General features: G+C 75.6%; 13 protein-coding genes and 2 pseudogenes. 9 read left to right on the top strand and 6 right to left on the bottom strand.

All coding sequences use genetic code 11. The features are described 5' to 3' along the window. Window positions 1-77 precede the first annotated feature (77 nt). From ACFYVJ_RS28300 to ACFYVJ_RS28310, 3 genes are all read left to right on the top strand, one after another. Complete coding sequence (locus ACFYVJ_RS28300; protein ID WP_388897151.1) at window positions 78-1322, top strand: hypothetical protein; 1245 nt, start codon at window positions 78-80, stop codon at window positions 1320-1322. A 209-nt stretch (window positions 1323-1531) separates the two neighbouring features. Beyond that, entirely contained in the window at window positions 1532-2518 is a 987-nt protein-coding gene (locus ACFYVJ_RS28305) for a 2-oxoglutarate and iron-dependent oxygenase domain-containing protein (RefSeq protein WP_388897154.1), read from the top strand. Between the two features lie 80 nt (window positions 2519-2598). Beyond that, window positions 2599-3189, top strand: coding sequence for an HAD family hydrolase (locus tag ACFYVJ_RS28310; RefSeq protein WP_388897243.1), 591 nt, complete (start codon window positions 2599-2601; stop codon window positions 3187-3189). A gap of 73 nt (window positions 3190-3262) precedes the next feature. On the opposite strand, the gene ACFYVJ_RS28315 is transcribed toward ACFYVJ_RS28310, so the two are convergent. Further along, window positions 3263-3502, bottom strand: a complete 240-nt coding sequence (locus tag ACFYVJ_RS28315; RefSeq protein ID WP_047016368.1) for a hypothetical protein — start codon at window positions 3500-3502, stop codon at window positions 3263-3265. A 170-nt stretch (window positions 3503-3672) separates the two neighbouring features. On the opposite strand from ACFYVJ_RS28315, the gene ACFYVJ_RS28320 reads away from it, so the two are divergent. Then, the gene (locus ACFYVJ_RS28320) at window positions 3673-4056 is read left to right on the top strand and encodes a cold-shock protein (protein ID WP_018836124.1); all 384 of its coding nucleotides are present in this window, start codon (window positions 3673-3675) and stop codon (window positions 4054-4056) included. 49 nt (window positions 4057-4105) lie between these two features. Here ACFYVJ_RS28320 and ACFYVJ_RS28325 read toward each other — a convergent pair whose 3' ends face one another. The 4 genes and pseudogenes from ACFYVJ_RS28325 to ACFYVJ_RS28340 form a co-directional block, all read right to left on the bottom strand. Beyond that, window positions 4106-4978 carry a 1,4-dihydroxy-6-naphthoate synthase gene (locus tag ACFYVJ_RS28325; protein WP_388897158.1) on the bottom strand — a complete coding sequence of 291 codons (873 nt, stop codon included), beginning with the start codon at window positions 4976-4978 and terminating at the stop codon, window positions 4106-4108. Window positions 4979-5190: 212 nt separating this feature from the next. Then, a pseudogene (locus ACFYVJ_RS28330) lies at window positions 5191-5841 on the bottom strand (futalosine hydrolase); the annotation flags it as partial. A 106-nt stretch (window positions 5842-5947) separates the two neighbouring features. Further along, entirely contained in the window at window positions 5948-6472 is a 525-nt protein-coding gene (locus tag ACFYVJ_RS28335; RefSeq protein ID WP_388897160.1) for a hypothetical protein, read from the bottom strand. 26 nt (window positions 6473-6498) lie between these two features. Then, window positions 6499-7926, bottom strand: a complete 1428-nt coding sequence (locus ACFYVJ_RS28340; RefSeq protein WP_388897163.1) for an MFS transporter — start codon at window positions 7924-7926, stop codon at window positions 6499-6501. A 268-nt stretch (window positions 7927-8194) separates the two neighbouring features. Between ACFYVJ_RS28340 and ACFYVJ_RS28345 the strand changes: the two genes are divergently transcribed. From ACFYVJ_RS28345 to ACFYVJ_RS28355, 3 genes are all read left to right on the top strand, one after another. Further along, window positions 8195-9106, top strand: a complete 912-nt coding sequence (locus ACFYVJ_RS28345) for a DUF3027 domain-containing protein (protein ID WP_388897246.1) — start codon at window positions 8195-8197, stop codon at window positions 9104-9106. 100 nt (window positions 9107-9206) lie between these two features. After that, a complete protein-coding gene (locus ACFYVJ_RS28350; protein ID WP_388897166.1) occupies window positions 9207-11915 on the top strand; it encodes a helicase-associated domain-containing protein in 2709 nt (902 codons plus the stop codon). Window positions 11916-11986: 71 nt separating this feature from the next. Continuing rightward, window positions 11987-12805, top strand: a complete 819-nt coding sequence (locus tag ACFYVJ_RS28355; protein ID WP_388897249.1) for a MerR family transcriptional regulator — start codon at window positions 11987-11989, stop codon at window positions 12803-12805. On the opposite strand, the pseudogene ACFYVJ_RS28360 reads toward ACFYVJ_RS28355, so the two are convergent. Beyond that, window positions 12792-13282: pseudogene (locus ACFYVJ_RS28360) on the bottom strand (SRPBCC family protein). The gene ACFYVJ_RS28355 and the pseudogene ACFYVJ_RS28360 sit on opposite strands and share 14 nt — an antisense overlap. A 121-nt stretch (window positions 13283-13403) precedes the next feature. Between ACFYVJ_RS28360 and ACFYVJ_RS28365 the strand changes: the two are divergent. Both ACFYVJ_RS28365 and ACFYVJ_RS28370 read left to right on the top strand, forming a co-directional pair. After that, on the top strand, window positions 13404-13883 hold the full coding sequence (locus tag ACFYVJ_RS28365) for an iron chaperone (RefSeq protein ID WP_388897169.1): 480 nt from the start codon (window positions 13404-13406) through the stop codon (window positions 13881-13883). A 158-nt stretch (window positions 13884-14041) separates the two neighbouring features. Next, complete coding sequence (locus tag ACFYVJ_RS28370; protein ID WP_388897172.1) at window positions 14042-15688, top strand: DNA repair helicase XPB; 1647 nt, start codon at window positions 14042-14044, stop codon at window positions 15686-15688. The last annotated feature ends 79 nt before the right edge of the window (window positions 15689-15767 follow it).

Raw genomic sequence — 15767 nt, forward strand, 5'->3', positions numbered from 1 at the left:
GCGTGCGCGGGGGCGAGGGGGCGGCCGTGCGCGCGGTACGGTCGACAGGTCAACAGCGCACGGCCGTAGGGGATTCGGTGGGCATCGAGAGCGACCAGCTCGTATACGACTACCTGAGCCGCGTCGGCGACATCGCGCAGCAGCGTGCCCTGCCCTCCGGGCAGCGCATGCGGCTGGTCAACGAACTGCGGGCCAGCATCGACAAGGTGCGCGCCGCCGAGGGCGCGCACAGCGTGTCCGCGGTGAAGCAGGTGCTCGCCCGGTTCGGCAGTCCCGGCGACATCGTCGAGGCCGCCAAGCGGGACCCCGCCTCCGCGGTGCCGGAGGTCGCGGTGCAGCCCGGGGAGCCGCCGGGCGGTGGCGGCGGGCTGACGTCGCGGCTGCCGCGGCCGCGGGTCGGCGGGTCGGAGCGGTGGCTGGGGCGGCTGCCCCGGCCGCGTACCGGCGGCGGCGAGGCGGGCGGCGGGACGGGCGGCAGGGCGCCGAAGCGGCCCGCGCCCGAGGTGCCCAGGCCCGCGCCCGAGGACTTCACCCCGCCCGCCGAGCCGCCGCCCACCGCCGCCGCCCCGCCGCACCTCGCCGGCGAGGACGAACTCGACCCCGCGCACGCCGATCCCGACTGGTGGCGCGTGGAGCCCGCGCCGTTCGCGGGACCGATGCCCGGCGCCGGCAGCGGCGCCGACAACGTGCCGGGGTTCACCGGCGGCATCGAACTCCCGGAGCTGTTCCAGCCGCCGGACCAGCGGGACGGCGACGATGAGGAGGAGAAGGGCGCGCAGAAGGGCGGCGGCGCGGGCGCCATGGGCCGGGCCGCCCGCGCCGCGAAGGCCGCCAAGGCGGCGAACGCCGCGCGCGCGGCCCGCGCCGCCAAGGCCAAGCAGGCCCGGCGGGAGGCCGCGGAGGCCGAGGAAGAGGAGGCGTACGAGGACGAGGAGCCCTCGCCGCCGAGCCGCCGCGGCACCGCCACCCGCGAACTCCTGCGCAGCGCCGGGCTGCTGGAGGTGCTGGCGATGGGCGCGCTGCTGGGGGGCGCCGCGCTCGACCAGTGGATGGCGTCGGTCGTCGGCTGGGCCCTGGTGTACACCTCGCGGCGGCTGTCGATGACGGAGAAGAAGTGGGCCGCGCTCGGGGTGCCGGGCACGGTGGGGGCCGCCGGGCTGGTGTGGCTGTGGGGGCGGAGTCAGGAGCGGTGGGGCGAGCCGCTGAAGGAGGGGACGCTGGGGCAGGAGTTCTCGGACGTGCTGCCCACGCTCGTCCGGTTCGCGGCGGTCGCCTCGACGCTCTTCCTGCTGTGGCGGGCACGGCGCCGGCTGCGCAAGTAGGGCCGCCTGCGGAACGGCCGGGACGGCCACGGGCATCGGGCCGCGTACGGACGTCGGGCCGCGCAGGACCGCGGGTGTGGGCCGCGTACGGCCGCGGGTGACGCCCGTACGGTACGGGCCCCGCCGTCCCGCCGGTCCGCTGTACGGCGCCGTCCCCCGCGGCCACAATGAGGCCACCACGCCGCAGAGTCCGCCGAGAGGGCAGCCGCATGAGCAATTCCCCCATCGACCTGGTCGACCTCGAAGCATGGCGCTCCGGCGGCCCCGAGGAGCGGCGGCGGACCCTCGCCAGGCTCGACGCGTCCCTGCGCGACACCGGGTTCGTGATGGTCTCGGGCCACGGCGTCGACCCCGCCCTGCGCACGGCGGTGAGGGAAGCCGCCGATACGGCCTTCGCCCTGCCCCCCGCGGTCAAGGACGGCTACCGCAACGAGGGCAACGGCGGCTGGACGGGACCCGGCGGGATATCCGCGGGCGCCATCCAGGACGCGGCGAGCCCTCCGGACCTGGTGGAGCTGTGGAGCCTCTACCCGCACCACCCGGGCGTCTGGCCGGCCGAGGCGCCGACGCTGCGGGAGCCGGTCGAGGAGTACGTGCGCGAGATGCGGCGCCTCTCGCTCGACCTGCTCGAACTCCTCGCCGCCGCCCTCGGCGAGCCCGCCGACTTCCTCACCCGCCACGACGCGGACGCGGCGTGGACGTGCAACGTCAACTGGTACCGCAGCAGGCGGGAGACGGGTGCGCCCCGCCCGGGGCAGTACCGGCTCGGCGCGCACCAGGACTGGGACCTGATGGCCGTACTCGACCGCCAGCAGGGGCTCGGCTGCCTCCAGGTCCGCACGGGCCCGCCGGACGCCGCGGACGCCGCGGCCGCCGTGGATGCCTCGGACGCCTCGGACGCCTCGGATGGGGAGGCCGGATGGGAGGACGCCCCGTACCACCCCGAGGCCGACGCCCTGACCGTCAACCTCGGCGAGCTGGGCGCCATGTGGAGCGACGGGCGCTGGCAGGCAGGCTGGCACCGCGTGCTGCCCCCGCCCGCGGACGCGCCCGCGGAGCAGCTCACGTCGCTGGTCTGGTTCTACAACCCCGGCCCGGCCACCCCCATGCCGCCGGCCGCCGCGGAACGGGGGGAGAGCGCCGAGACGGTGGGCGCGTTCCTCGACGAACGGCTGGAGGCCATCCTCCTGTCCTGACCGGAATCGGCGGCAGGCAGAATCGAGGGGTGCTTACTCCCTCCCCGCCGCCGTCCTTCACGGTCGGCTTCGACCTGGACATGACCCTCATCGACTCCCGGCCGGGGATCAAGGCGGTGTACGAGGCGATCGTCGCCGAGACCGGCGTGTACGTCGACACCGACCTGGTGACCTCCCGCCTCGGCCCGCCGGTGGAGAGCGAGCTGGCGAACTGGTTCCCCGCCGACCGCGTGGCCGCCCTCGGCGACCGCTACCGCGCCCTCTACCCCGACCACGGCATCGCCCCCACCACCGCCCTGCCCGGCGCCGCCGCGGCGATCGCGGCGGTGCAGGCGGCGGGCGGCCGGGCGCTCGTGGTCACCGCCAAGAGCCGGCCGCTGGCGAAGCTGCACATCGACCACCTGGGCCTGGCCCCGGACGCGGTGGTCGGCGGGCTGTGGGCGGACGCGAAGGCGGAGGCGCTGACGGAGTACGCGGCGTCGGCGTACGTCGGCGACCACGTCGGGGACGTCGCGGGCGCGCGGGCGGCGCGGGTGCTGTCGGTGGCGGTGGCCACGGGTCCGTGCCCGGCGGCGGAGCTGCGGGCGGCGGGGGCGGACGTCGTGCTGCCGGACCTGACGGCCTTCCCGGGGTGGCTGGCGGAGCACCGGGCGGGGGCGGCGGGCGGCTGAGGCGCCCGTACGCGACGGGCCGCGCGCCTCTGCGCCGCCGCCCGTTCACCGCGCCACGCCCTGGCGCTCCGCGCTACGGGGCCGCCTGCCGGGCCTCGCGCCGGGACGCCGACGCGGAGCGGAAGAGCCCGGCCAGCGCCAGCCCGAAGCCGACGCCCATCAGCATGGACACGAGATAGGCGGCCGTCGGCAGCGGATCCGTCCCGATGAAGAACGGGACGAAAGTGACGAAGGTGCCGAGTGCGCCGACGAGGAAGACGATCGCCCCGGCGCGTACGAGGAGATCCCCGGGGCGGGAGGTTCCGGTGTTCACGCGACCAGGGTATGCGGCGCGCCCGGCGGCCGGATTGTGCGCTGAGGAAGCACCCGGCGACATCTTGTCACCACGCGGGGGACCATTAGCCTTGAGGTGGCGGGTCACTGGACCCGCTCTCCTGCTCTTTCACGGCAGCGAGCACGAAAACGAAGACAGGGCGACGACACGTGCCTACCGGCAAAGTCAAGTGGTTCAACAGCGAGAAGGGCTTCGGCTTCCTCTCCCGCGACGACGGCGGTGACGTCTTCGTGCACTCGTCGGTGCTGCCGGACGGGGTGGAGACGCTCCGGCCGGGTCAGCGCGTCGAGTTCGGCGTGGTGGCCGGGCAGCGCGGCGACCAGGCGCTGTCCGTGACGCTGCTGGACCCCACCCCGTCGGTCGCGGCCGCGCAGCGGCGCAAGCCGGACGAGCTGGCGTCGATCGTGCAGGATCTGACGACGCTCCTGGAGAGCGTGACGCAGCAGCTCGAACGCGGCAGGTACCCGGACAAGGCACACGGCCGCAAGATCGCCGGGATGCTCCGGGCCGTCGCCGATCAGTTGGACGTCTGAGGAGGGCGGCGGGAGGGGACGCGCCGGCACCTTCGGCCCGTGGCTGCCGCTACGGGAACGCCAGCGCGTCCGGGGCGACGGGCGGCACCAGACCCTCCGCCGCCGCCCGGGTGAGCAGACCGCGCACGGCCGCGTAGCCGTCCTCGCCGAGGTCGGCGGTGAACTCGTTGACGTACAGGCCGATGTGCTGGTCCGCCACGGCGGGGTCCATCTCCTGCGCGTGCTCCCTCACGTACGCCCTCGATGCCTCCGGGTCGTCCCACGCCATCCGCACCGAGGTGCGGGCCGCGGCGGCGAGTGCGTGCAGGGTCTCCGCGCCGAGGGCGCGGCGGGCGACGATGGCGCCGAGGGGGATGGGCAGGCCGGTGGTGGCCTCCCAGTGCTCGCCCATGTCGGCGAGGCAGTGGAGTCCGTAACCCTGATAGGTGAAGCGGGCCTCGTGAATCACGAGCCCGGCGTCGACCCTGCCGTCGCGGACGGCGGGCATGATCTCGTGGAACGGCATGACGACGACCTCGCCGACCCCGCCCGGCACTTCCGCCGCGGCCCAGAGCCGGAAGAGCAGGTAGGCCGTCGACCGCTCGCTGGGCACGGCGACGGTGCTGCCGGCCAGGCCGGCGGGGCGCTGCGCGCCGGCGGTGAGCACCAGGGGGCCGCAGGCCCGGCCGAGGGCGCCGCCGCAGGGGAGGAGGGCGTAACGGTCGAGGACGTACGGGAGGACGGCGTAGGAGACCTTCAGCACGTCGAGTTCGCCGCGCTCCGCCATGCCGTTGGTGAGGTGGATGTCGGCGAAGGTGACGTCGAGGGGCGGGGCGCCGGGGACCAGGCCGTGGGCCCAGGCGTGGAAGACGAAGGTGTCGTTGGGGCAGGGGGAGTAGGCCATCCGGAGCGGCCGGCCGCTCGGGGTGCTCGGCGAGGTCATCGGGGCTCCTCTCCGTCGGGTGGGGCGGGGTCGGTGGCCGGTGGGGCGGCCGTGCCGGCGGCGGGCGCGGCGGCGGAGCGGGCGGCAGGCCCGGCGTCGTCGGCGGCGGGCGCGGCGGCCGGATCCGCGGCGGACGCGTCGCCCGCGGCGAGGTCGGGCCGGGCCGCGAGGTCGGGCACGGCGGCGAGGTCGGGGAGTCCGCCCAGGTCGGGGAGGGCCGCGAAGGCGGCCGTGAGCGCCTTCAGCGCGTCCGGGATGCGCCAGGCGGCGCGGTCGCGGGGGCCCACGGCGTTGGACACCGCGCGGATCTCCAGGACCGGGACGCCCTGCCGGGCGGCGGCCTCGGCGACGCCGAAGCCCTCCATCGCCTCGGCCGCGGCCCGCGGATGGCGGCGGCGCAGCTCGGCGGTGCGCTCGGCGGAGCCGGTGACGGTGGACACGGTCAGCACCGTACCCAGCACCGCACCTGCCGCGTCCGCGGCGGCGCGCGCCGCGGCCGGCGGCGGCCGGTGCGCGACGGCGCCGAAGCCCAGCTCGGTGACGGGCACGAAGCCCTCGGGCGTCTCCGCCCCCAGGTCCGCGGCCACGATCTCGTCCGCCACGACGACCCCGCCCACGGGCGCGACGCCCGCGAAGCCGCCGCCGATGCCGGCGGCGATGACGAGGTCGTACGGAACGGGCGCCGCGGCCAGCGCGGTGGCGGCCCCCGCGGCGGCGGCAGCGGGCCCCACGCCGCCGATCACGACGTCGTACCCCTGCCCGCCCCGCTCGACGGCCTCGCCCTCGGCGGCGACGGCCACCACCACCAGCACCCGCGCACCGGACCCGCGTCCGCCCCCGGCCACCGCGTCTCCGCCCGGCATCACACCACTCCCGCGCACCCGCCCAAGGGTAGGCCGCCGCGCCGACATTCCGCCCCCGCCGCCGCGCGTCCCCGCGTCGCCGCCGGGCATCACCGCCACCGGTCCTTCAGTACTGCTTCCGCTTCAGGTCGAAGCTCCACGCGCCCTTGTAGTTGCCCTCGTCGTCGATCTCCACGATCCCGACCTTCGCCTTGTCGCTCTGCACCGGCGGCTGCCCCGGCTGCGACTGCGCGTTGAAGAACTGGTCCCCGCTGTACGTCACATACGTGTGCTTGCTCGGCTGCGACGTCACCAGCCGGCCGTCCACGAACAGCACCCACCCGTTGTCCGCGATCTCCGGCTCCACACCGATCCTGACCCGGTCGCCGCTGTCCACGGTGATCGACTTCTCCGCGCGCTCCGAGATGCAGGACTCCAGCTCCTCGTTGGCGATGTCCTTGCCGTCGTCGTAGCACTGCGCCTCCGCGCTCGCCGTCCGGTCGTCCACCGTGATCTGCGCCAGCGGCGTCGGCTTCTCGCACGCGGACAGGGCGAAGGCGGAGAGGACGACGGCACCGAGAGCCGCCGCGCCGCGGCGGCTGCGGAGGCCGCGGGCGCGGGAGAACACGGTGGTGGCGGGCGCTTTGGTCATGCGGGCAGGCTACCTGCCGGCCCCGGTCAGGCCACGCGCGGGTGCGGCGTGCCGTGCCGGGCCGCGGTGAGCAGCCCTCGTACGGTCGCGGCCAGCCCGACGGCGACGACGGCCGCCCCCGCGGCCATGCCGCCGACCCCGTTCAGCGGCAGCAGGATGCCGATCGCGCCGCCCACGACCCACGACAACTGGATCACCGTCTCGGAGCGCGCGAACGCCGATGTGCGCACGTACTCCGGTACGTCCCGCTGGATCAGCGCGTCCAGCGACAGCTTCGCCAGCGACTGCGCGAACCCCGCCATCGCCGCGACGCAGATCAGCAGCGGCAGCGAGTAGAAGACCGCCGCCAGCACCGTCGTCGTCAGGGCGAGCGTCAGCAGCAGGGCGATCAGCTTCTCCGGCCCGCGCGAGCGCAGCCAGGAGCCGATGACCGAGCCCAGCGCGTTGCCCGTGCCGGCGGCGACCGCCGCCATGCCGAGCGCCAGTTCGGGCCGCAGCCCGCCCGGCGGGTTGCCGCGCAGCAGGAACGCCAGGAACAGCGTCATCAGCCCCGACAGCACGCGCAGCGCGGAGTTGGCCTGGAGCGCGTACAGCACCGAGGGGCCCACGGAGCGCAGCCCCGGCTTCGACGTCGTCCGCAGCCGGCCCTCCTCGCCCGACGCCAACTGCGCCTTGCCCTCGCCGCGCGCCGAGTCCACCGCCGGCGGCATCCGGAACGCCAGGAAGACGCCGAAGCCGAAGATGACCATCGCCCCGTACAGCGGGAAGCCCGGGCCGATGAAGTGCAGCAGCCCGCCGACGGGCGCGGCGATGCCGGTGGCGAGCAGCCCGGCGAGCGTGACCCGGCTGTTGGCCTTCACCAGCGAGATGCGCCGCGGCAGCAGCCGCGGCACGACGGCCGAGCGCACCACCCCGTACGACTTGGAGCACACCAGCACCCCGAGGGCCGCCGGATACAGGCTCAGGTCGCCCGTCTTCACCGCCCCCGACAGCACCAGCGCCAGCACCAGCCGCGCGAACATCGTGCCGGCCATCGCGGCGCGGCGGCCGTGCGGGATCCGGTCCAGCAGCGGGCCGACGACGGGGGCGAGCACCGCGAACGGCGCCATCGTTATGGCCAGGTAGAGCGCGACCCGGCCGCGGGCCTCGTCCGTGGGAACGGAGAAGAACACCGTCGACGCCAGCGCGATGGTGATCATCATGTCCCCGGCGGCGTTGACCATGTGCAGCTCCATCAGCCGCCCGAGGCCCGACTCCCCCGCGCCCTGCGCGTCCGTGGCCCGCCGGATCCGCCGGCCCGCGCCGACCACCGGCCGCCGCACGGCGCGCCCGACCGCCCGGCCCGCCTGCTGCAGCGGGCCGGCCGCGGGTGCCGTCCGGTCTTCGACCACCTCGCCATAGTGCCCGCATGCGGGACCGTAGGGCGAGAACCCCGCGGGGGCGCATGCGGTCATCCGGGGTGCCGCGGGTGGTCCGTACGGGGCACGGGGCAGGCCGGCGGGGGGCGCAGGGGCGCGGCGGGGGCCCGTGACGGCCGGTGGGAGTACGGTCCCGGCGCTGCGCCAGGTAGGGTGAACGACGCGCCTCTGAGTGTGTCGTGAGGATACGAGCGTTGACGCGGCCCCCTGTCCGCTCCCTCGGCTCCCGCGTCCGCCCGGCCGTCCGTACCGAAAGACTGTGAGCCAGATGAGCCCTGCGAACAGCCCCGCCAAGACGACCGCCGTGCGCGGCGCCGCGGTACGCAGCCGCGTCACGCCCGACCAGCAGTGCGCCGATGCCGTCGACCTCGCCCGTGCGGCGGCCGAGGAGGCCGCGGGCGCGGAGCAGGTCGGCGAGCACATCGGCGTCACCGCCGACGACACGCGCGTGGTGACCCACCTCTTCGAGTGCCGGCTGCCCGGCTACCGCGGCTGGCGCTGGGCGGTGACCGTCGCGCGGGCGTCCCGCGCGCGGGCGGTCACGCTTGACGAAACGGTGCTGCTGCCGGGGCCGGACGCACTGCTGGCGCCGGAGTGGGTGCCGTGGAACGAGCGGCTGCGCCCCGGCGACCTGGGCCCCGGCGACCTGCTGCCGACGGAGGACCAGGACCTGCGGCTGGAGCCGGGGCTCGCGGTCGGCGACGAGGAGCTGGAGCCGGCAGAAGCCGCCGAGTCGGCCGAGGTCGCGGCCGCGGAGGCGGAGGCGGCCGGCGAGGCCGGCACGGAGGGCGCGGGTGCCGCGGAGGGCGCCGGGGGCCTGGAGGCCGGTCCGGTGGCCGCGGCGGCGCCGCCCGGCGGCGTACCGCGGCGCGCGGAGATCGGCGCCGTCGCCGACGAGCTGGGCATGACCCGCCACCGGGTGCTCTCCCGCTACGGGCTGCACACCGCCGCGGACCGCTGGGAGGACGAGTACGGCCCCAAGACGCCGATGGCGCAGGCCGCGCCCGCGTCCTGCGTGAGCTGCGGCTTCCTCATGCCGATCGCGGGCTCGCTGCGCCGCGCCTTCGGCGTCTGCGCCAACGAGTACTCCCCGGCGGACGGGCACGTGGTCTCCCTCGCGTACGGCTGCGGCGGCCACTCGGAGGCGGCGGTGATGCCGAAGCCGATCGAGCCGGCACCGCCGGTCCTGGACACCATGGGCGCGGACCCGACGTAGCCCGCTCACGGCACCGCCGCCCCGCCGGGGGCGGTGCCGCGCACCGCCAACCCCGGCTCCGTCCGGTGCCGTACGTCCGGCGAGGACTACTGTGGAGCGGATGACGACCGGCAACCCCGCCCGGACCCTCGCCGAGGAGCTCCGCGGCCGACCGGACACCGCGCTGGCCGAGCTGCTCCGCGCCCGGCCCGATCTGCTCACCCCCGTCCCGGGTGACCTGACCCAGCTCGCCACCCGCGCGGGCACCCGCGCCTCCGTCGTCCGCGCGCTGGAACGGCTCGACCGGTTCACGCAGCAGACCGCCCAGGCGCTCGCGATCGCGCCCGACCCGTGCCCGTACGGCGTGCTGGCCGGGCTGATGGGCGACGAGCCCGACACCGCGGCCGCGCTGCCGCGCGCCGTCGCGGAGCTGCGGGCGCAGGCGCTGGTGTGGGGGGACGACCGGCGGCTGCGGCTGGTGCGTACGGCGCGGGAGCTGCTGACGCCGCAGGCGTCCGGGTCCGCGACCGGCCTGGGGCCCGCCGCCGCGGAGGTGGCGACGGGGATGTCGCCCGGGCGACTGCAGCAGGTACTGGCGAACGCGGGGCTGCCGACGACTCATGACCCCGTCTCGGCCGTGGAGTCGCTGACGGCGCTCTTCTCCGACCCGAAGCGGATGGCGGACCTGCTGGACCAAGCGCCGCCGGAGGCCGTGACGGTGCTGGGGCGGCTGACGTGGGGTCCGCCGTACGGGACGGTGTCGGCGCAGCCGCCGGCGCACGTGCGGTGGCTGCTGGACCGGGGGCTGCTGCTGCCGACCGCGCCGGGCAGCGTGCTGCTGCCGCGCGAGGTGGCGCTGCACCTGCGCGACGGGCGGGCGCACCGCAGCGTGGCGGCGGTGCCGCCGGAGCCGGTGGCGGCCGGGACGTACGGGATGCGGATCGTCGACGCGACGGCGGCCGGGCAGGCGGCGGTGTCGGTCGAGACGGTCGAGGAGCTGCTCGGCCAGTGGGCGACGGCGAGCCCGCCGGTGCTGCGCGCGGGCGGTCTGGCCGTACGGGACCTGAAGCGGACGGCGACGGCGCTGGACGTCGCGGAGCCGCAGGCGGCGTTCTGGGTGGAACTGGCCTACGGGGCCGGGCTGCTGGCCTCGGACGGGGAGACCGACGAGCGGTACGCGCCGACGCCCGCGTACGACGAGTGGCTGGCGCTGCCGGCGGCCGGGCGGTGGGCGGAGCTGGCGGCGGCGTGGCTGGCGGCGACGCGGACACCGGGGCTGGTCGGCGGCCGGGACGGCAAGGGCCGGGCGCTGTCGGCGCTGGGCGAGGGCCTGGACCGCGGCGCGGCACCGGAGGTGCGCCGCGCGGTGCTGGGGCTGCTCGCGGGGCTCCCGGAGGGCACGGCGGCGACGCCGGACTCGGTGGTGGCCCGCCTCCGCTGGGAACGCCCGCCGCGCGGCGGCACCCCCGCGGACGGCGAGGAGGAGGACCTGCGCACGCGGCTGGCCCGCTGGACGCTGGAGGAGGCGGAACTCCTGGGCGTCACGGGCCGCGGCGCCCTCTCCACCCACGGCACCGCCCTCCTCGGCCTCCCGGAGGCGGACACGGCCCCGCCTTCGCCGCCGGATACGGACACCGCGGACGCCGCCACCCCACCTCCCCCGCGCACCCGCCCAAGGGTAGGCCGCGCCTCCGACAACCACCCCGCTCCACCCCCCGCCACCAGCGCAGACGCCCCCACCCCCGCCGCCACCCCCGCCACCGGCGCCGCGCTCGGCGCCCAGCCCCACACCGCCGCACCCGAGCGCCCCGCCACCCCCGCAGAAGCCCGTGCCGCCGCGCTCCGGGCCGCCGGTGCGCTCGCGCCGCATCTCCCCCCGCCCGTCGACCACGTACTGCTGCAGGCCGACCTCACCGCCATCGCCCCCGGCCCCCTCAAGCGCGAACTCGCCGCCGTGCTCGGCGTGCTCGCCGAGGTCGAGTCCAAGGGCGGCGCCACCGTCTACCGCTTCACCCAGGGCTCCGTACGCCGCGCCCTCGACGCCGGCCGGTCCGCCGCCGAGCTGCACGACTTCCTCACCGCCCACTCCCGCACCCCCGTGCCGCAGCCGCTCAGCTACCTCATCGACGACGTCGCCCGCAGGCACGGCCGGCTGCGGATCGGCGCCGCCGGCGCGTATCTGCGCTGCGACGACGACGCGCTCCTCGCCGAGATCGTCGCCGACCGGCGCTCCGCGGAACTGCGGCTGCGCCACCTCGCGCCCACCGTCCTCGTCTCCCCCACCCCGCCCGACGTGCTGCTGGCCCGGCTCCGCGAGATGGGCTACGCGCCCGCCGCCGAGTCGCCCGACGGCGCCGTCCTCGTCGCCCGCGCCGCCGCGCACCGCACCCCGCCCCGTACGCCGCCCGCGCCCGTCCCCGACGGCCCGCCCGCCCCGGACGCCACCCTCCTCGCGGCGGCCGTCCGCGCCGTACGGGCCGGAGACCGCGCCGCCACCGCCCCCCTCGTCACCCCCCAGACCCCGCAAGACGCGCAGGACCCGCAAGCACCCCGGACCCCACGGGTTTCGAGCACCCCCCAAGCCCCCGGCGGCCTCCCCCGCACCCCCTCCGCCGAGACCCTCGCCGTCCTCCAGGCCGCCGTCCTCGGCAACGCCGCCGTCTGGATCGGCTACGTCAACGCCGACGGCGCCGCCAGCCAGCGCGTCATCGCCCCCGTCCGCGTCGAAGGCGGCTACGTCACCGCGTACGACCACACCGCCGACGAGGTACGCACCTACCCCCTCCACCGCATCACCGGCGCCGCGGAACTCGCCGACGACCCCACCTGAAGCGCGCGCCGGCGGCCCACGGACGGCCCCTTGACCCTCACACCGTGTCAGACCCTCCACTGGAGCACGTCATGTTCACCATCGGAGAGTTCGCCCGCCACGGCCGCGTCTCGGTCCGCATGCTGCGCCACTACGACGCCCTCGGCCTGCTGCGCCCCGCCCGCGTCGACCCGCACAGCGGCTACCGCAGCTACGAGGCCGCCCAGCTCAGCCGCCTCAACCGCGTCGTCGCCCTCCGGGACCTCGGCTTCAGCCTCGGCCAGATCGGTTCGATACTGGACGAGAAGCTGACCGCCGAGGAGCTGCGCGGCATGCTGCGGCTGCGCCGTGCGGAGCTGGAGACAGCCGCCGCGGCAGCGGTACGGCGGCTCGCCGGGGTGGAGGCGAGGCTCCGTACGATCGAGAGCGAGGGCCGCATGTCCGCCACCGACGTCGTCCTGAAGTCCGTCCCCGCCGTCCGGGTCGCCGAGCTGAGCGGCAGCGCCGCGAGCTTCGAGCCCGCCGACATCGGCCCGGTGATCCAGCCGCTCTACGAGGAGCTGTGCCGCCGCCTCGACGCCGCGGGCGTGGCACCCACCGGCCCCGGCATCGCCTGGTACGAGGACGCCCCCGACGGCACGATCACCGTCCACGCCGGGCTCCAGGTCGGCGTGGAGCCTGCGGCGGCGTACGACTTCACGGTCACCGACCTGCCCCCGCTCGACCACGCGGCCACCGTCGTCCACCGCGGCGACATGGACGCCGTGCTGCCGGCCGTCCAGGCCCTCGCCGCCTGGATCGACGAGAACGGCTACCGCTCCACGGGCTACGCGCGCGAGCTGTACCTCGAAGTCCACGAGTCCCACGCCGACTGGGTCACCGAACTCCAGGAACCGGTCACCCCCGCCTGACACCCGCCGGCCCGGCACCCGCACCCCCGGTGCGGCGCACCGCCCCGTACTCCCGTACCGCGATGCGCGCCAGCTTCGTCAGCATCATCCCGTTGCGCACCGCGACCAGGTAGTCCACCGGCAGCCCGTGCATCCTCGTCCCCGGCCCGCGCAGCGGGTGCCAGTCCAGGAAGAACAGCGTGTTCCCGCCCCACGGCTCCAGCCGCATCGCGATCCGCGCCGCCCCGAACGGGTCGGCCTTCGCCTCCAGCTCCAGCCGCCGGCCCGGTTCGCAGACGCGGACGACGCAGGTGTCGTCGAGCGCCAGCGGGCCGACGCCGACGCGCACCCGCAGCGGGCGCCCACCGCGGGCCAGTGCGGGTCCGCGGCCAGGACCTGCCGGGTGCCGGTGACCCACTCCCCGTAGCGGTGGCCGTCGCTCAGCAGGTCCCAGACCCGCTCGGGCGGGGTCAGAATCAGACGGCGGCTGCGTGCCACGGCCGGCCTCCTTCGGCGTCACCCCGGCGGTCGTCCGAGTGGTCAGTCATGGAGGAGTCGTCGCCGCCGTATCTGCTTAGGCTGAGATCCGGACCAGGTCAGACCCCAGAAAGGTACTGCTATGGCGGATGCGAAGAAGGCAGCCACGGCCGACGGCGGCGAGTCCTACGAGGGCTTCACCGAGGCGGAGACCGCGGCCATGAAGGACCGCGCGAAGGAGATCAAGAAGAACCGGCGCGGCGGCCCGAAGACCGACCCGGTGGCCGAGCTGCTGGAGAAGATCGCCGAGATGCCCGAGTCCGACCGGACCATCGCCGGCCGGCTCCACACCCTGATCACCGAAGCGGCGCCCGAGCTGTCGCCGCGGCTCTGGTACGGGATGCCCGCATACGCCGCCGGCGCCAAGAACGGCAAGGGCGGAAAGATCGTCTGCTTCGTGCAGGCCGCGGACAAGTTCGGCTCGCGCTACCTCACCCTCGGCTTCAACGACGCCGCGCACCTCGACGACGGCACCATGTGGCCCACCGCCTTCGCCGTCGCCGACCTGACGCCCGCCCACGAGAAGACGGTCACCGAACTGGTGAAGAAGGCCATGAGCTGAGCACCCCGGCCCACGGTGCCCCGGCCTGCGGTGCCCCGGCCGGAGCGCCGCACGCTGTCGCCGCCCCGAGGTAGACTTCCCTGTTTCCCGCGTATCCCCCGGGCCCCGGGGGTCCCGGCCCGGGCGCGGCAGCAGCGGCAGCAGTGGAGGAGGTCCGCATGTCCTGCCTGATCGTGCAGTCGGACAAGACGCTCCTGCTGGAAGTGGACCACGAGCTGGCGGAGGAGTGCCGGCGCGCCATCGCGCCCTTCGCCGAGCTGGAGCGCGCCCCCGAGCACATCCACACCTACCGCGTCACCCCCCTCGGCCTGTGGAACGCGCGCGCCGCCGGACACGACGCCGAGCAGGTCGTCGACGCCCTCGTCACCTACTCCCACTACCCCGTGCCGCACGCGCTGCTCGTCGACGTCGCCGAGACCATGGCGCGCTACGGGCGGCTGACCCTCACCAAGGACCCCGCCCACGGCCTCGTGCTGTCCAGCACCGACCGGCCGGTGCTGGAGGAGATCCTGCGGTCCAAGCGGATCCAGCCCCTGGTCGGCGCCCGGCTCGACGACGACACCGTCGCCGTCCACCCCTCCGAGCGCGGCCAGATCAAGCAGGCGCTGCTGAAGCTCGGCTGGCCCGCCGAGGACCTCGCCGGGTACGTGGACGGCGAAGCCCACCCCATCGCGCTGGTCGAGGACGGCTGGGGGCTGCGCCCGTACCAGAAACAGGCCGTCGAAGGCTTCTGGCACGGCGGCTCCGGCGTCGTCGTGCTGCCCTGCGGGGCCGGCAAGACCCTCGTCGGCGCCGGGGCCATGGCCGAGGCGAAGGCCACCACGCTGATCCTCGTCACGAACACCGTCGCCGCCCGGCAGTGGAAGAGCGAACTACTGCGCCGCACGTCGCTCACCGAGCACGAGATCGGCGAGTACAGCGGCGCCCGCAAGGAGATCCGCCCGGTCACCATCGCCACGTACCAGGTGCTGACCACCCGCCGCAAAGGCGTCTACCCGCACCTGGAGCTGTTCGACTCCCGCGACTGGGGCCTCATCGTCTACGACGAGGTGCACCTGCTGCCCGCGCCCGTCTTCAAGTTCACCGCCGACCTCCAGGCCCGCCGCCGGCTCGGGCTGACGGCCACGCTCGTACGCGAGGACGGCCGCGAGTCGGATGTCTTCTCGCTCATCGGTCCCAAGCGCTTCGACGCCCCGTGGAAGGAGATCGAGGCGCAGGGCTACATCGCGCCCGCCGACTGCGTCGAGGTGCGGGTGAACCTCACCGACGCGGAACGGCTCGCCTACGCCACCGCGGAAGCCGAGGAGAAGTACCGCTTCTGCGCCACGACCGACACCAAGCGCAAGATCGCCGAAGCGCTCGTCGCCCGGCACGCGGGCGAACAGACGCTCGTCATCGGCCAGTACATCGACCAGCTCGACGAGCTGGGCAAGCACCTCGACGCCCCCGTCATCAAGGGCGAGACCACCAACGCCCGCCGGGAGAAGCTCTTCGACGCCTTCCGCAGCGGCGAGATAAGCGTCCTCGTCGTGTCGAAGGTCGCGAACTTCTCCGTCGACCTGCCGGAGGCGACGGTCGCCATCCAGGTCTCGGGTACTTTCGGCTCCCGCCAGGAGGAGGCGCAGCGGCTCGGCCGCGTGCTGCGGCCCAAGGAGGACGGGCACGAGGCGCGGTTCTACTCGCTCGTCGCCCGCGACACCATCGACCAGGACTTCGCCGCACACCGGCAGCGGTTCCTCGCCGAGCAGGGGTACGCGTACCGGATCATGGACGCGGACGACGTCCTCGCCGGCGACGACGCCTGACGGCGGGCCGCGGGCCGTCGCGTACGGGCACGGGGCTTCCCGCGCTTCTCGTACGGGCCGCCTGCACGCCCGTCGCGTA

This window comes from Streptomyces sp. NPDC004134, assembly GCF_042874195.1.
In the GTDB taxonomy this organism is placed as follows: Bacteria; Actinomycetota; Actinomycetes; order Streptomycetales; family Streptomycetaceae; genus Streptomyces.

What these genes read in the sequence shown, in the direction of transcription:
- ACFYVJ_RS28325 (WP_388897158.1), bottom strand. Translation starts at nt 4,978, where the DNA reads ATGACCTCGCCGAGCACCCCGAGCGGCCGGCCGCTCCGGATGGCCTAC.
- ACFYVJ_RS28335 (WP_388897160.1), bottom strand. Translation starts at nt 6,472, where the DNA reads ATGACCAAAGCGCCCGCCACCACCGTGTTCTCCCGCGCCCGCGGCCTC.
- ACFYVJ_RS28340 (WP_388897163.1), bottom strand. Translation starts at nt 7,926, where the DNA reads ATGACCGCATGCGCCCCCGCGGGGTTCTCGCCCTACGGTCCCGCATGC.
- ACFYVJ_RS28365 (WP_388897169.1), top strand. Translation starts at nt 13,404, where the DNA reads ATGGCGGATGCGAAGAAGGCAGCCACGGCCGACGGCGGCGAGTCCTAC.
- ACFYVJ_RS28355 (WP_388897249.1), top strand. Translation starts at nt 11,987, where the DNA reads ATGTTCACCATCGGAGAGTTCGCCCGCCACGGCCGCGTCTCGGTCCGC.
- ACFYVJ_RS28370 (WP_388897172.1), top strand. Translation starts at nt 14,042, where the DNA reads ATGTCCTGCCTGATCGTGCAGTCGGACAAGACGCTCCTGCTGGAAGTG.
- ACFYVJ_RS28305 (WP_388897154.1), top strand. Translation starts at nt 1,532, where the DNA reads ATGAGCAATTCCCCCATCGACCTGGTCGACCTCGAAGCATGGCGCTCC.
- ACFYVJ_RS28350 (WP_388897166.1), top strand. Translation starts at nt 9,207, where the DNA reads ATGACGACCGGCAACCCCGCCCGGACCCTCGCCGAGGAGCTCCGCGGC.
- ACFYVJ_RS28310 (WP_388897243.1), top strand. Translation starts at nt 2,599, where the DNA reads ATGACCCTCATCGACTCCCGGCCGGGGATCAAGGCGGTGTACGAGGCG.